Below are 16,420 nucleotides of genomic sequence, written 5' to 3' on the forward strand. Positions count from 1 at the left end.
ACACTTTTTTTCAAGATTTTATCGTAGAGATTTCTCCCTGATTTATTTTTTTATGTATGCCTGTGTTTTCACACTGGTAATACCCTGATAGCGCATCGCTGGTGCCTTACCATTCTTTGGCACAAGAACAATCTGGATGCCTTCGAGACGTTTTGCAAGACCTGCGGTTCCAGCAGCCTCACCATTCTTTGCCCAGCCAAGCCAGCCAAAGCTCTGTGCATGTACACGATAATATACATCATAATGCTCTGCCATCTCGCCAGTCAGTGCGATACGGATTGCTTCGAGACGCTTCGCCTCTCCACTTGTACCAGACATAACGCCATTGCGTTTCCATGTATTTGGATCGTTCTCATTTCCCTGCCAGCCATAAGACTGTACATGTGTCGTATAGACAATGCTGCCGCTGTATGTCTGGTTTGTTAGCTTGATATTGATACCTTCGAGACGCTTTGCTAATCCAGAAGTACCACTCATCTGTCCATTATACTTCCAGCCCTGCCAGCCGAAGCTCTGTACATGTGTACGGTACGCAACATTGATTGCGTTCTCACCGACCACAGACGGATTCGTGTTGGATGTCGCCGGATTACCGACAACCGGTGAAGATCCAGCCTTTGCAATATAGCTTGCTAACTGTTTTGTAACATTCACACCCTTGAAGTTTGCGCCCGGTGCAGATTCACCCTTCTTTACAACTACAATCTGGATGCCTTCCAGACGTTTTGCATAGCCTGCTGTTCCAGATGGTGCGCCATTCTTCGCCCAGCCGAGCCATCCGTAAGACTGTGCGTGCACTCTGTAATACACATCATATTTATCCTTATCTGCGCCTGTAAGCTGAATCTTGATTGCTTCGAGTCTCTTTGCTTCCCCCTCAGTTCCGTTCATCTCACCATTTGCAGACCAAGGCAGCCAGCCGTAACTCTGACAATGCGTCGTGTACTGAATACCGAGCTTGGCTGTCTTTCCTGCTTCCGCAGAATTTACAACAATATTGATACCTTCAAGTCTCTTTGCCTTTCCGCTTGTACCTGACATAGTACCATTGGATTTCCATGTCTTGATATCGTTCTCTTTTCCTTCCCAGCCAAATGTCTGTACATGCGTACGGTAGGAAACTGTAATATTCGGAGCTGTTGTAGTTGTGCCTGTATTTCCACCTGTATTGCTTCCGGTGTTACCACCTGTGGAACCACCAGTATTCCCTCCTGTACTTCCGTCAGTAGAGTCTCCAGTATTACCGCCTGTGGAGCCGCCGGCATTTCCACCTGTATTTCCTCCAGTGTTACCACCAGTCGAACCACCGGTTGTCTCTTTGACTGTGGTAACGGTGAGTCCTGCGCTCTTATCGCTTTCCAGCCAATACCCCTTTGCCACCTTCTTTACATAAAATGTATAAGCTGTATTTGCTGTAAGTCTTGTAAATACATTGCTATTCTGCCAGTTCACGCCATCTTTGGAATATTTGCAGCCAGCAACACTGTTTAATGTGACAGAAGCAGCTGTCTTAGATGCAAGTGTTGGAGCTGACGGTGTTTCATATTTCTTATACACGGAAAGCTTAACAGTATCTTTGTATCCGCCCGATTTTGTTGTCACAGAAATCTCTGTATATCCAGGTGCAACCGCCGTAAGAACACCGGTTGTCGCATCGATTTTAGCAACCTCTGGATTGGAAGAGGTATATGTAATCGTCTTATCTGTGGCATTGGCAGGGGAAACCGTTGCCGGGAAGCTCCATGAAACAGCATCTCCGATCGTTATAGATTTCTCGGAAGGCTGATTGTCAAACCGAACCCCTGTTACTTCTACAATCTTCTCTCCTTCCTGTGCGGTCTTTACTTTGATCGTTACAATCTCGCCCGTGCGAATGTTGTTATCTGCATCGGCTTTTACACGGATTTCAAATGTATATTCTGTATCTGGATCTAATCCCTCAAATACGTTGCTATCCTGCCATGTTCCATTTGGAGCAATGCGATACTCACAGTCGTCATATGGTGTTAACGTGATCGTATTTGTCGTCGGTGTCTCACTTGTGCTTGGTGCCTGTGTTGGAGCCTCTGGTGTCTTCCACACCGTAACTGCACAGGTTGCTTTCACATCTGATGTGCTTCCGTTTGCTTTTGCTGTGATTGTTGCAGAACCTGCGCCAACCGCGGTTACCTTACCAGAAGCATTCACAGTTGCAACCTTGTTGTTCGAAGAACTCCATGTCACGCTCTTATCTGTTGCATCATCCGGTGATACAGTTGCAACAAGGGTTGTCTCTGTCACAGGATTTGTTCCTCCGATCTCGAAGCTCAGCGTGTCTTTATTCAAAGCAACACCTGTTGCTGCAACCTCCTTCGGTACATCAGGTGTGGAACTGCCACCAGATGAAAGATTTTTGTCTATATACTGATGTTCGGTATCGGATGTGTATTTTTCATAGATTGCAGCCGCAGCAGCAACCAGAGTCGCGTTATAATCTATGGCTACCTCATTACATACATAATCGCTTGCAGAATCAACATAGGAACCATCGATTTTCTGTCCGCCAACCAAAGCACCGATTAACATGTTTTTCTGAGCAGTTGTTCCTTGATCTTTACCAGTATATCCGGAAGCCGCTCTATGATGCGGGTATTTTGGTCCATACGCATTATATCCGATGACAAAACATTGCTTTGCTGCATTGTTACCAAGCAGATATTTCATCTGTCCCTCTGACCAGCCTCGATATGTTTCTATTGACGTCATCTTATCATACAATAATCCTGTGTACTGCATAGATGTGTTATAACGGGCAGAACCCCAATTGCTGACACATCGATAGCCACCATAGGTACTATTGCCATCTGAAATTCCCATAAGCGATGCTATTTTACTGGAATTCCCATCGTAATAAGCCACTGCCGGACCGACATTGTCCCAGCCAAGCGGCCAATATGGTTTCATAGCTGCATCTGCATTTTTATACTGATTATATTCAGACAGATAACTTGTGTTTCCGGTAATCTGATACAACAACAGCGCTGCCAGACAATAATCATCTTCCCAGTTAGAAGATACATAAAAGCTACCAGACGTTGTACCAACAGACTTATTGTGATTTTTTGCATATGCAAAAAGCATTTCTGCTGTCTTTAAATATTTGTCGCCGCCAAAGTTTTTATACTGCATGGCAAGTGCGGCTGCGGATAATGATACCACATCAGTATGTGGTGCAGAATCGCTGGAGAAATATGCCGTACGATTGCTCTGTGGCTGAGCTTCCGGCGCTCCCCAATATCCATGATCGTAACCACCGCCACCATTTCCAACCTGTACACAGTACGCTTCCACAGAAGTTCCTGCACTGTTTAATACAGCACATTTAGTCAGATAATCCGCAAAATGTGTCGTGATTGTCTGCAAATGATTCGTCTGTCCCGATGCCACATATGCAGATTTGTTCGTATTATAGCTCATACCAAGCACAAATGCCGCATATGCTTCTGGAAGACCAAACTTTACATGATCGCCCGCGTCATGGAATCCGCCAGTCAAATCTACCGTAACAGTACTTCCATCGGTTCTTGTATAAGAATACTTATCATAGGTGTGGCAATTTCCTCTCCAGTCAAGCAGAGACTTTGTTCCTACCTCATCGCCACACATATTTGCATCATAAAAATACAAAGAGTACTGAAGCAGCTTTGCATAGTTGTAATCAATATCTGAATAATTGTAATCTGTTACATTTCCGGCAGGAATTGTGACTGTACCAGAGCCGCCAGAACTTCCACCAGAACCACCAGATGAGGTAGAATCTGTCGAGAACTTCACAGAATTGATCTGGTATGTAACAGTAGAACCTTCCTGCAGGTTTGTAAACTGCACGCCGATTTTACCAACTTCTGTGCTATTTCCCCAATCCAGACTTGAGAGATCCATGCTCATTTCCATCGTTCCTGATGTTGTCAAGTTTACATAATTTCCCTGATTCCATTTCCAGTCCTTTGACATGAACATCATCATAGCTCCCGGCGTACCCGTTGTACCCGCAGTGAAGTTTGAAACTGACAGACTCATGCTCAAACTCTTAATTCCCTTTGCTTCCCATTCGGATTTTTCATCCATATCCGCTGGCAAACTCAGTATAAGCTCGGAGATCATAATCCCTTTGTTTTCGCCATTGTCTTTTGCAGCCTCTGTTTTTCCACTCATCGTAATATACGATGATAAATCCATTTCCGTTGCTGCCTGTGGTGTCAACGTTGGAATCGTCACCCCTGTTATCATGAATAACAGAGCAAATACAACTGCAAACACCCTCCTTGTCATTCGTTTTTTGCTCATTTGAACCCTCCTCTTAATGTTTTAATTGTTCTTTTTATCTTGCACGAGCTGTAACTGTGCCCGCAACTTTTCAATTTCTGCCTCCGATCATTTTCTTCATACAATCCATTATAATCGACACCTGGCTTATGTTCAATCAATGAATTTTACATATAGGTTATTTGTAGTACTCTCCCAGACTGATTCCATTGATGCCAAGCGGAATCGCATGATCAAGTCCGATGAACTTCTCACCGTTGTTCCAGAGAACTTCCTTGACAAATGCATACTTTTCCTCGTCCCATGTTGTGAAATCATCTAAAACCATGCCTCCGGTATCCCCAGAGTTCGCATTGAAGCACCAGAAGGTATGATTCAGTCTATTCTTCTGTATGAGTTCGCGCATATAGGTCATCCAGATGATGTTCGGTTCCGTCATAAATCCGCCCCACTCACCGATCAGAAGCGGTGCAATATTATCCTCATGGATATAAAACCAGTTATCGTGCCAGCAGTCTTTCATCAGGCTGTCATAGGTATAACTGCCCTGAAACCAAGGCTGTTCATATACAGTCGGGCCATAATCGTGCGGCGAATATACAAGCTTGTTCTGATATTTGCCAAGGTCAACCGGGTAATCTGCGACACCGCGCAGGTTTCCGCCCCACCAGTTGAAATAATAATCATCCTCATTCGTTGATGCATAATTGCCATTCTTCTTGATATCAACCGGATAGATCTCAGTTCCTTCCACGAGCACGAGTACATTTGGATTCTTCGACAGCACAGCATTTGCGGCACGCTCTGCCGTGTATTTCCAGTTGTTCTCAGACTTCGAATCGTTCCAGATTGCCGCCCCGTCGCCCTCGTTCGGTTTTCCATGCGGCTCATTCTTCAGGTCATAGGCAATGATCGTATCATCGTTCTTGTAGCGGTCAGCCATCCACGAAAGTGCATACAGATAATCATCCGTGGATATCCGGTCCGTGTACCAGAGATTCACCATATGTCCGCTCGCATTCGTCTCCGCACAATGGATATCAATGATCAGCTTTAACCCATTCGCCCGGCATTGCCCGATCACATACTCAAAGATCTGCAGGCTGTCCATTCCAACTAGATAATCGTTGGTCGCCTGGTTGAAATTTGCATCCGGATATTCACCGTTCGACCATTGTAAGATCAGTTCTGCTGAAAATGGCACACGGATCACATTGAATCCGTGGTTTGCAATCTCCTGAATCGACTGATTCAGATCGGAAGCCCATAATCCGTCAAATGTGTTCGTCCCTGTATTATAGCCAAACCAGTTGATACCAGTCAGCCACACTTCGTTTCCATCTGCATCCACGATCTTATTGCCATCGGTAAACAGCCAGTCATCAGTCGTTGGTTCCGGCACATCCATCGCACCATAGTCGACATCCCGGTCTACAGACACGTGATTGGTGGCTGCTGTCTCGTTCACAGAGTCATCCGAAGTATCGTTCGTAGCAGGATTATTGGTCGAAGCATCATTCTGATTGTCTGAATTTTCACCTGTTTCCTCATCAATCTGTGCTTCTGCCGAACCGGATGCAGACTTGTTGGTTTCTGCTTTATCCCATTTTCCCTGTATCTGCATACCAAGCAGCATGCCGAGCAGAAAGACGATAATAAACAGCAATATAAATATTACAATTTTTAGATTTTTGTTCATTCTCCCCTCAAATCCTTTCCTTTTGATTTTTCTCTTCCTCAAAACGCAAATATTAGTATAAAAATTTTATCATGAATTCTTAACTGCATCAATTAAATTGCAGTAAAAAAGAGAGATTTATTTTCTTTCAGTGAAAACATCCATCTCTCTTACACTTTTATTTCCATGTTGTCACCGCACTCTTATAAGTACGCCCAATACTAATCTTATAACCATCATTTATGACAAGATAATTAGAATGTATAGAAACAACATAGTCCATATTTACAATATACCCAGTATGTCATCGGACAAAATTATACGGTAATCGTTTTATTAAAGAAGCTAATGATATATATGATGCATATTCACTCCCCTTTGTCACAAAACGAACCTTTCTTGCATCTCTTTCAATATACATCACTTCATTTAAATTGATTAGCACCTTCTCCTTCTCACATACAATTTCTATAAACTTGCTTTTTGTAGTTAAATAATTATTTTGTTCATTATTATTTGTTATCATTTATATGTACTCTCCCCGTAAGTCCGATATCAATATTTTATTTCGTTTGTTATACAAAATCCATGCACTTTGTATAAACAACCTATAACCTTGCATAAACAACCAATTGTATTACAAAGGGAAAATACTTCATATTTAATTATCAAATTAAAAAAGACCACTATTTTTCAAGTGGTCTTACCGCATACTTGCTCATCGTCACGACGGCAACCAGACATACCAGCATCAGCAGTAACTCGAATTTGACCCGGATAAATAACTGGTCGAGCTTCGCCTGCGCCTGATAGATCTCCATAGCGTTATCGTTCGAGAAGGACAGATTCCCGGCAAGTGTCAGTACCTTCTGGCTTTGATCCTGTCTGGCAATCCGGATGCGCAGATTCCCGGAGGCTTTAAGTGTAACCGGATCTCCAATCGCACAGATAAATGGTGTGTCCCCGCCGATATCCGCTTGTACGATCCGCGCGGTACGGCTGTCTCCTGCCTGTGATGCATCGTTGCCACTATCTGTCGGCTGGTTTGCATTCTGGCTTTGCTCCGTCGAAGAAGTATACGTCACAGTAAGCTCCTCTGTCTGAATCGGCGCGATATCCTGTGACAGGCTCTGACAGATCTGCTTATACGCGGCATTGTTCGCATAATAGGTCATCGTTGAGCCTTCCTGTGTGATACCATAGACCTCCTGTATATATGCCTCACTTAAGAGTTCTGCCTCGAAGGATGTCGTGTTCGCCTGATATGACACCGTGACGGAATCACTCACATCATAGCTTACATCTGTGACGCCCTCGATCTCGCGCACCCGCTGTACCTTGCTGTCTGTAAGCACCTGATCATTTCCAATCAGTTTGAATTCCTCTTTCGTCCGGGTGATCTGCGCATAGCGCAAGCCATCCCGGATCAGGAATCCACAGCAGACTCCGATTGCGATTACATATAAAATTATAATCTTCACTGCATCCTGCTGTCGGCGCAGGCGCAGAAACTCTCGTATCTTCATAATCTGTCTAATTGCTCCACACTGATTTCTCCGGAAAATTTATTCCGTATCTTCCTCATCCTGCTTCTTAAGGTGTATCTTCCGTACAATGATCACACCTGCAGCAACCGCGATACAGCCAATCACAACCGCCATGATTACCCACCACTGGTTCGTATTGTCCGGTGTTGTCTCTTCCTTCTGGTCCGAAAATGGGGATTTGATCGTTGTGGTAAATGTCACTTCTTCCGTATATTCCTTGCCGCTTTCGTCCTCGTAATAATAAGTGACCGTGCCTTCGGTATTTCCATACAGCTTGCTTCCGGACAGTGAGCTGACAGATACCTGTGTGCTTCCGGTTGCCGCGGTTCCTGCCTCCATATCTCCGATGAAAATCGTTCCCTGTGGCTTTAATCCATCTGCCGCAATCTCAGCCCGTACATTATAGATCTTACTTCTGCCTAAGTTCATCGCCTGCACTTTGGCTTCCACAACATCCGCCACGACTACCTCACTTGGAAAGCTTAGATCGTCAAACTGCATCTCAGAGGACTGCTGTACCGTGATCTTCGCCTTGCCGGAAGTGGAATATGTATTTCCCTCACCGTCCGCATAGTCCATGGCGAGCTCTAAATCGTATTGTCCGGCAGCGGTCTTCGCGTTGATCCGGTAAGAAAATGTGATCGTTTTCTCCTCCTGTGGAGCAAGCTTCTCGATATAGACGCTGTCGGACTGGCTGAGCAGGGTAAAGCTTTCTGTATCAGCAGTCACTGCGATAGTCATGTTCTTCACTGTATTTTCTTTGCTTGTGTTGAGCAGGACGATATCTGCCTTTACTTCATCTCCCGGCTGAATCTCTGATTTTGAATATTTATAGGATTTTACCATAACCTTTGGTGCAAAAGTCGGAAGATCTTCAGCTACCGGCTCTACCACAGCTTCTGTCGTTGCGTCCGGATCGATGCCATCACTGATTGTCACATACGTGGTAAATTCCTGCTCCACCGCATTGCCCTTTGTATCCTTCGCTGTGACCTTCAGAATCACCGGATAAGAGCCATTTGTCCGCTTTCCCTTTAATTCTACGGTGAAATCTGCCACGTAGGCGGAAACCTCTTTGGTGTTTGCATTTACCTTGACGGTCTGCAACCGGATATCCTTCTCGTAGTTTTTAAATACGAACGGTGCTGTCTGCGCATCGCCCAGATCAAGCGCCGCCCGTAATGTGTTCCCCCGAAGTTCTCCTTCACTGAGTATCGGAAATACAATGCGGACCGAGCCGTTGGCATTGATCGGTACATAGCCCTGTGCATAAGGCTTCTCCATGCCATCGTACTGGTTCTCATTGTCAATGTTCAATGTCACTGTCTCGCTCTGTGTATCCTTGTCATCCTTTGTGTTTGTGTCTGCCTGTGTGGTTGCGGGCTCCTGTGTCGTCGGCTGGGTAGGATCTGCCTGCACTGCGGTATAGGATACCATCTGATCGGATGCTGCAAGAACACTTCCTGCCGGAGATAATCCCATACACATCGTTGCCGCGATTGTCATCGCAAATATTTTCCTCGCTATATGCTTTCGTTTCATTTCCAGTCCTCCATTTCATGTACATAATCACACAGCATCTCGATATCCTGTGCATTATGGCTTGCCAGCATGATTGCCTTGCCGCTTTCCTTCAGGGATAATAAGAGCTGCCGCATCTCCGCGACTCCAGCTTTGTCAAGTCCGTTAAATGGCTCGTCCAAGATCAGCACGTCCGGATTCTCCATGATTGCCTGTGCGATGCCAAGCCTCTGCCGCATACCAAGCGAATATTTTGCAACCGGCTTTTTCATCTTAGGATTTAAGCCGACGTGCTGTAATGTCTCGATAATCTCATTTTTCCCGATTCTGCCTTTCAGATCTGCTAAGATCTTCAGGTTCTTATATCCGCTTATCCCCGGCAGGAATCCCGGTGTCTCGATAATCACGCCGAGCTTGTCCGGAAAATCACATTCCTTCCCGACACGGCTGCCTCCGACATGGATCTGCCCCTTGTCCGGATGCATAAACCCGCAGATGCATTTCATCAGCACGGTTTTTCCGCTTCCGTTATTTCCAACCACGCCGTAGATCTTCCCCGGTGGAATCTCCAGATTCACATCGACTAACACATGCTCTTTCCCGAAGGATTTGTAGACATGTTCCACGACGATTCCCTGTTTGCGTTCGTGCACTTTTTCATTGCTATTTTCTTGTCCGTTTTCATTTCTGGTTTCTTCCATCTATCTAGGAACCTCATTTCCTTGTTATTCTATCCGTGAACCATATTCAACATGAGTGATATGTCATTTAATTTACATAATGTAATTATCGTAACTGTGTTCCTGTAAACTGGAACGTATACCTGCGGATCCGGAGCAGACACAATATAAATATCAAAAGTGCCACCCCTGCAAAAAATACATACGATACCCATAGTTTCGGCAGATTATCATAGCCGAAGCTATGCATGTAATACGTCGCATGGTTGAGCGGTGATATCCAGCCGAATATGATGTTTGCATACCGCGACTGCACCGCCGGGATATGCAGGATATCCGACAGTGTATCCGGTGTCAGCAGGAACCCGAATCCCGAATAGATGATACCTGCGATCATACCGCCGTTGTCCTTCACCATGTTGAAAAATAATATGATTCCTGCCATCACGATCGAATACCCAAGCATCAGTCCGAATATGTGGAACATCACCTGATACGGGAAATTCAACTCCATCACTTTCACGAACGACGGCACATTCAGCTCATAGCCGATGTTCGAATACCCAAGCACTGCTGCTGTATCGCTCCACATATTTGCTACAAATGCCTGACTGCTCGCCAAGATACAGGTAGAAAGCAGGATAAAGCAAAGGAACAGAAACGTTGCGAGTATCAGATACAGGATCTGTCCAAGCACCCATACCTTCCGATCAATCCGCACCAGAAAAAGTGGGACATCATTTCCAAGGTTCGGCATATCTGCAAATAACAAAAGCAAGAGTAACGAGATGATCAGCACCGACTGTGCATCGCCGAATGTCCAGATGAACGGCTCTGCCATCTGCAGGATCGTGTCATGCTCCTTCGCGAATACAAGCACCTTGTCGGAAAGCAGGAAGCTTACGATAAATGCAAGGCAGAACGCCAGTATGATCTGCGGATTCTTCTTCCATCTTCTGAAATTTGCAAACGCGGTAAGCAGTATCTGTCTTAGTTTATACACGTTCGATGCACCTCCTTACCGTATTGTAATAGATCAAAAACAGCAGAGCTGACAGACTGCTAAGCAGGATCACTATGCCCTGCTCATCGAAGATCCAAGTATGCTGAAACTGGATCCACTCGTATGGATACAGACAGTAGATGTCCTCGAAATACCGATCATGCAGGATCACCAATATGTAGTAGATGACAAAGCTTCCGCCATACGCGATATAACGGCTGTTCGAAATTGCCGCAAGTGTCGCGGAAAGCAGCGCCCACACCATCGCTGAGAAGAAAATAAGCAACGGATTTAATGCTGCGGCGTTCTTGGCAAAACGCAGGTATAACAGGCACGGAAGCATCTCAACCAATCCGCCTGCAATCCCACATGCAAGGAACTTGCCACAGATATAGGACGTTCTTCCACACCTTGGCAGATATGCCTTGATATACCCGCTCTGATAATCGGCAAGCCATGCAGTTGCATATGGAAACGTGGATATGACAGGAACGGTCACCCGGAATAACTCCGAGTCACCGCCTACCTTCCACAAGATCAGAAGCTCTAACACAAATCCTGCCAGAAATCCTTTTGAAATTATCGCTCGTTTCACGTCTGTCTCAAAACTGTTCATTTAATACCCCAGATCTTTATCAATGACGGTTCCATTGATTGCATTGATTGATAAAAGAACAATATTCCTTTTGTCATTCATCATAAATCCCATTTTTTTCGTTTTCTAATACCCAAGACTTCGGTCAATCACCGAACCATCAATCGCATTGATGGACATAATAACTGCGTTTTGAACCTCATATCCATATTGGTCTGTTTTTGTTCCGATAAAATCCCAGACCGGAACCAAAAGTCCGGTATCAAAGCTGTCTTTCTCGCTGATTCTTGTATAGCGAAGCTTCACAGAATCAATATCAATCGTTACATTTCCGTCACTTGCCTCTTCCGAATTCACCGCATTCATTGTAATTGCCATCTGTTCAAAGATATCCTTGACCTCATCAAAGTTCTTCAATGTTGATTTTTCTACAACCGTATCGGTAACTTCCAGTGGAACAAGATAATCAAATCCAACAATGCCATCGTCATCTACGAAGACTACTACATCTTCGGTCGACCATAATTTTTTGTTATAAGTATCTCCCTGCCATTCATCAACGATCTTGCTTCCACCGTCGTTGTTTACGAAAACACCATCGATACATCGCTGATACCGGAAAGCATAGACTGTTCGATATGGAGCTCCACCAAGGCTCTGACGCAGGGCTTCAATTTTGTTATACTCTGTCACTTCCGTGACAAGTCCACCGCTATAATATGTAAAATCATGCATCCCTAAAGACTGCAACAGATCTTCTGCCTTCTGTCTGGCATCCGCTTCGGAAATCGTTGTCACATCTTTCGTATTCTCGATGAAATCCTCTTTTGCCATACCGCTTTCTTCGCTGATTTTGTCAATCGGCATATCCTCATCTGCCGGCCATACCCAGTGTGCTTCCTCCATTGCAAACTTATATTCTTCCGGTACTGCATCTGAGTAATTTCCACCACTCATAACAGAGGAACCAACATTAATATATCCAAGTTTTGAGCTTCGATATCGGATCAGATTTCCATAGTTCTCATTGTTCTGCAGATACAGTGACTGATATGAACCATTGGAAGCATCGTTGATTCCGTAAAAGATACTGGCATTTGCACCATCAAATTCACTCTGCCATGAATAATATTCATTGGATGGATTGTTTGATACAAGCTCTGAAATACTGTGAATCTGATTATCCGATGGACTGCCGGTATAGTTGATTGCTTCTGGTGCAGTCTCATACTTTGCCTGACATTCATCAATGTTAGACTGCCGCTCCTGTATCATAACCTCTTTATCATCATCCGAATATAAGTTATTGTTTTGAATTTCCGCAATGTCATCTTTTCCGGCCTGAATCTCGGACTCATAATCCGCTTTTGTCAACTGACTCAAGCAGGTTCCGTCATACAATGTCTGCTCTCCAAATAAAGTAGTCCGTACCTGATCGAGAAACGCCTGATCAAACTGCATCTGCTGTACACGGAAGATTGACAACTGACTCGTATCCGGGATATCTACCTGTGCGTCCGCATGGACTGTCACATGCAGGCTGTCATCCTTGATATCAGTCTGATAGGTATCATAATCCTTGGCAACCTCCGCAACCTCGGTTGTTGACGACTGCGTATCCTGTGCCTGCTCGATCATATTATCCATGTCTTTATTCGATACGATTTCTTTCTCCGGACTCTTCTGGCACCCCGCAAATAATGATGCGGTAAGTGTGGCTGCAACGAAGATACTTGCAATACGTTTATATTTTCTCATGGTTGTTATTCCTTTCTGCTCTTCTTACTATTAGTTTTAGTGAGTTTCAATGATATTTATCTGGCTTTTAAGCATGATAAATATGTTTCTCTGTATGTTGATGTTATGTTAACACTTCATACCACATCGAGTATTCATCATTATTTAAACAAATTGTAAATTCATAAAAAATGGCATATCCGGAGGAAACCTCCCAATATGCCATTTATTCAACCAATTACCAATATCATATATTAGAATTATGCTCATACATATCAACAAGTACGACATATCAAAATATTATCGCCATCTCACCCGAACTAGCCTACCGGAAAATTCAAAATCATTGTCGTGCCTTTTCCTTCCTCACTCTCGATTGCCAATGTCACATCATGCCGTTTCAGGATTAATGCCGTAAGCGCCAGTCCCAGCCCGGCACCGCCGTTCTTCCGGCTGCGCGATTTGTCAATCATATAAAAAGGCTCCAGAATCTTCTTTTGCTCCTCTTCCGGAATTCCGCATCCTGTATCCTGCACCAGAATCTGATGATCATTCGCAATCAACCGGATCGTATCTCCCTGCTTGCTTGCCTTATTTGCGTTATCCACGAGATTCACAAGCACTTCGGTCATCAGATCTTCCTCCGCCAGGAAACACTCACCGTGTTCCTCATACTGAAGCGTGACACCTTTTGTCTCTAGTAGCTTCCGGCACAAACGCCCCGTCCGTTCAAAGAGCTGTCTGACCGGAATCTCATGCAATTCCAGCTTCTGCTCCGTATCAAGTTCCAACAGGCGCAGCATCTTCTTCGACAAACGTTCAAGCCGCTTGCATTCCTCGTCGATATAGCCAAGTGCCTCAGCTTCATCCGCCTCATCCAGCCGCACGGTAAGCAAGGTCTGCGCATACCCGGAGATTGCGGCAAGCGGAGTTTTCAGCTCATGTGTCAGATTCCCCATGAAAAGCGTCTTCTGCCGTTCCGATTCCTCCAATGACTTTGTACGTGTCTCGACAGCTTCCGCCATCTGGTTAAAAGTCGTACCAAGTGTCGCAATTTCATTTTTCCCTCTGACATTCACACGCTTGTCATAATTTCCCTTCGCAATATCCGCGGCTGTCGCGTTCAGTTCCTTGAGTGAACGAAGACTATGCCGGAGAATCAACGCGACAATGATACTCATTACAACCATAACACTAAATGTGATTACAATCATATACATCGTCAGATTTCGAAGTTTATCCTTTGCATAATCAATGCACGTCAGATGATAGATGCTTAATCTGTTTTTCGTCGTATATTTACAGATTAGATATTCGGAATCCTGATAGTGTAGCGTTCCATAGGAAATCGTTTCATTCGCAATCGAATTATAATCGTTATTCTCAACATCATCCAGAGAAAGAACCGTATGATTATATACAAAATACCCGTGCTCGGCATCATTGACCAAAGTTCCATCTATTTCCTGATAGCGGACACAGATTGTGTATTCATCCAATCTTGTCTTGAAGAAATACTGTAGTTGTATATCCATAACTTCATCCGAGTTACTTGTAAACTGACTTCGCTCAAACGTCTGATTATACGCATCCGCAAGAGAATACATCTCATTTAAGGCATTTGAGGTCGCCTCACTCATTATATTTTTCCGCTCGACATTCCATACAAGCACATCTACGATGATTGTTGCAATTAAAACTGCCATACAGCAAAGCCATGTAATCCATGTTTGAAGTTTCAACTTACTCCTCCAATCTGTATCCGAGCTTTGATACAGTCTTAATATGATCTGCCAGATTCAGTTTCTTCCGAAGCTGTCCGATATGAACATCCACGGTACGTGTCTCGCCTATATATTCGACGCCCCAGACCATGCGAAGCAGATTCTCTCTGGATATCGCGCGGTTTTTGTTTCTGGCAAGCACAGCCAGTAGTTCGAATTCCATCGGTTTTAGTGATACTTCTTTGCCATCCTGCCGGACGGTATGCTGTTCGAAGTCAATCTCCAGATTCAGCACCGATAATGTATGCTCTTCCGGCTTTGTACGGGCAAGCACCTTCTCAATCCGTACCAGAAGCTCCAGTACTTCGAATGGCTTTACAATATAATCTTCCGCACCGCCTTTTAAGCCCTGGATCTTCGACGCCAGATCATCCTTCGCTGTCAGGAAGATAACCGGAATTCCATACTCCTGCACGATTGGAAGCAATGTAAATCCATCCATACCCGGAACCATCACATCTAACAACGCAAGGTCATATGCATGATCCTGTTCTAATCCCTTTGCCGCTTCTGCACCATCTTCATAGATTACCGCATCGTAATTTGCCACACGAAGATTCATCGCGATCATCTTCGCAATTGCTGTCTCATCTTCTACAATTAAGATTCTTGTCTTCTGCATATCTGTTCCCCTTACTTATCCACAAAATAGGAATTTCGATTCCCAGATATTCTTATCTTAACACATCTATTCTCAGATTTCTCATCCAAATTATAGGATTTACAAATCATTTACAAAAAAACTGCCTGCTCACACATACATGTGAACAGACAGTCTGTTTATACATCAATACCAAAGTATATCAATACTTATTATGCATTTACAACCTGACCGAACTCAGCCTTCAGAGAAGCACCACCGATCAAACCACCATCGATGTTTGGCTTTGCAAGAAGCTCCTTCGCATTGCCAGCGTTCATAGAACCGCCGTACTGAATACGAACTGCCTCTGCTGTATCTGTGTCATAAACCTCAGCGATGAGTTCACGGATACCCTTACATACTTCCTCAGCCTGATCAGATGTAGCTGTCTTACCTGTACCGATCGCCCAGATTGGCTCGTAAGCGATTACAAGATTCTTAACATCATCTGCTGCAACACCTGCAAGGTCAGACTTGATCTGAAGTCTGATCCAATCCATTGTTACACCCATCTCTCTCTGCTCCAGTGTCTCACCACAGCAAAGGATTGGTGTAAGTCCGGAAGCGATTGCCTTCTTCACCTTCTTGTTCAGGAATGCATCGTCTTCCTTGAAGTACTCACGACGCTCTGAATGTCCAATGATTACATACTTCACACCTGCATCTACAAGCATTGGTGCACTGATCTCACCTGTGTAAGCACCCTTGTCCTCAATGTAGAAGTTCTCAGCACCAACCTGTACGTTTGTGTCCTTAACAGCCTCAACAACAGGAACGATGTCAATAGCTGGTACACAGTAAACTACATCTACATCATCATTTACTACTAATGGCTTTAACTCCTCAACAAGCTTTACAGCCTCTGATGGAGTCATGTTCATCTTCCAGTTACCTGCAATAATTCTCTTTCTTGCCATTTCTTTTATC

12 protein-coding genes are annotated in these 16,420 nt (G+C 44.4%); all 12 read right to left on the reverse strand.

The window, feature by feature from the left end; translation table 11 throughout:
• Window positions 1–42 precede the first annotated feature (42 nt).
• Window positions 43–4,326, reverse strand: a complete 4,284-nt coding sequence (locus H9Q76_RS07070) for a glycoside hydrolase family 9 protein (RefSeq protein ID WP_249320869.1) — start codon at window positions 4,324–4,326, stop codon at window positions 43–45.
• A gap of 157 nt (window positions 4,327–4,483) precedes the next feature.
• Window positions 4,484–6,004: a glycoside hydrolase family 5 protein gene (locus H9Q76_RS07075; protein WP_249320870.1), complete on the reverse strand. Its 1,521-nt coding sequence runs from the start codon at window positions 6,002–6,004 to the stop codon at window positions 4,484–4,486.
• Between the two features lie 283 nt (window positions 6,005–6,287).
• Entirely contained in the window at window positions 6,288–6,509 is a 222-nt protein-coding gene (locus H9Q76_RS07080) for a LytTR family transcriptional regulator DNA-binding domain-containing protein (protein WP_249320871.1), read from the reverse strand.
• Window positions 6,510–6,669: 160 nt separating this feature from the next.
• The gene (locus H9Q76_RS07085) at window positions 6,670–7,509 is read right to left on the reverse strand and encodes a hypothetical protein (protein ID WP_117781718.1); all 840 of its coding nucleotides are present in this window, start codon (window positions 7,507–7,509) and stop codon (window positions 6,670–6,672) included.
• 39 nt (window positions 7,510–7,548) lie between these two features.
• Window positions 7,549–9,072 (reverse strand): COG1361 S-layer family protein, encoded by a 1,524-nt coding sequence (locus tag H9Q76_RS07090; protein ID WP_249320872.1) that lies wholly within the window; start codon window positions 9,070–9,072, stop codon window positions 7,549–7,551.
• Window positions 9,069–9,752, reverse strand: coding sequence for an ABC transporter ATP-binding protein (locus H9Q76_RS07095; protein WP_249320873.1), 684 nt, complete (start codon window positions 9,750–9,752; stop codon window positions 9,069–9,071). Before H9Q76_RS07095 ends, H9Q76_RS07090 begins: the two co-directional genes overlap by 4 nt.
• Before the next feature lie 85 nt (window positions 9,753–9,837).
• Window positions 9,838–10,734, reverse strand: a complete 897-nt coding sequence (locus H9Q76_RS07100; RefSeq protein WP_021985428.1) for a hypothetical protein — start codon at window positions 10,732–10,734, stop codon at window positions 9,838–9,840.
• Window positions 10,727–11,350, reverse strand: a complete 624-nt coding sequence (locus H9Q76_RS07105; RefSeq protein WP_249320874.1) for a hypothetical protein — start codon at window positions 11,348–11,350, stop codon at window positions 10,727–10,729. The genes H9Q76_RS07100 and H9Q76_RS07105 overlap by 8 nt, the downstream gene beginning before the upstream one ends.
• Window positions 11,351–11,455: 105 nt before the next feature.
• On the reverse strand, window positions 11,456–13,087 hold the full coding sequence (locus H9Q76_RS07110; protein WP_021985426.1) for a DUF6034 family protein: 1,632 nt from the start codon (window positions 13,085–13,087) through the stop codon (window positions 11,456–11,458).
• A gap of 299 nt (window positions 13,088–13,386) precedes the next feature.
• Entirely contained in the window at window positions 13,387–14,808 is a 1,422-nt protein-coding gene (locus tag H9Q76_RS07115) for a sensor histidine kinase (protein ID WP_118544960.1), read from the reverse strand.
• Between the two features lies 1 nt (window position 14,809).
• Complete coding sequence (locus tag H9Q76_RS07120; protein ID WP_249320875.1) at window positions 14,810–15,472, reverse strand: response regulator transcription factor; 663 nt, start codon at window positions 15,470–15,472, stop codon at window positions 14,810–14,812.
• 191 nt (window positions 15,473–15,663) lie between these two features.
• A complete protein-coding gene (tpiA, locus tag H9Q76_RS07125) occupies window positions 15,664–16,410 on the reverse strand; it encodes a triose-phosphate isomerase (protein ID WP_118670692.1) in 747 nt (248 codons plus the stop codon).
• Window positions 16,411–16,420 lie beyond the last annotated feature (10 nt).

This window comes from Wujia chipingensis, from assembly GCF_014337155.1.
Taxonomy (GTDB): Bacteria; Bacillota; Clostridia; order Lachnospirales; family Lachnospiraceae; genus Coprococcus_C; species Coprococcus_C hominis.

What these genes read in the sequence shown, in the direction of transcription:
- H9Q76_RS07085 (WP_117781718.1), bottom strand. Translation starts at nt 7,509, where the DNA reads ATGAAGATACGAGAGTTTCTGCGCCTGCGCCGACAGCAGGATGCAGTG.
- H9Q76_RS07080 (WP_249320871.1), bottom strand. Translation starts at nt 6,509, where the DNA reads ATGATAACAAATAATAATGAACAAAATAATTATTTAACTACAAAAAGC.
- H9Q76_RS07095 (WP_249320873.1), bottom strand. Translation starts at nt 9,752, where the DNA reads ATGGAAGAAACCAGAAATGAAAACGGACAAGAAAATAGCAATGAAAAA.
- H9Q76_RS07090 (WP_249320872.1), bottom strand. Translation starts at nt 9,072, where the DNA reads ATGAAACGAAAGCATATAGCGAGGAAAATATTTGCGATGACAATCGCG.
- H9Q76_RS07075 (WP_249320870.1), bottom strand. Translation starts at nt 6,004, where the DNA reads ATGAACAAAAATCTAAAAATTGTAATATTTATATTGCTGTTTATTATC.
- H9Q76_RS07110 (WP_021985426.1), bottom strand. Translation starts at nt 13,087, where the DNA reads ATGAGAAAATATAAACGTATTGCAAGTATCTTCGTTGCAGCCACACTT.
- H9Q76_RS07105 (WP_249320874.1), bottom strand. Translation starts at nt 11,350, where the DNA reads ATGAACAGTTTTGAGACAGACGTGAAACGAGCGATAATTTCAAAAGGA.
- tpiA (WP_118670692.1), bottom strand. Translation starts at nt 16,410, where the DNA reads ATGGCAAGAAAGAGAATTATTGCAGGTAACTGGAAGATGAACATGACT.
- H9Q76_RS07070 (WP_249320869.1), bottom strand. Translation starts at nt 4,326, where the DNA reads ATGAGCAAAAAACGAATGACAAGGAGGGTGTTTGCAGTTGTATTTGCT.
- H9Q76_RS07120 (WP_249320875.1), bottom strand. Translation starts at nt 15,472, where the DNA reads ATGCAGAAGACAAGAATCTTAATTGTAGAAGATGAGACAGCAATTGCG.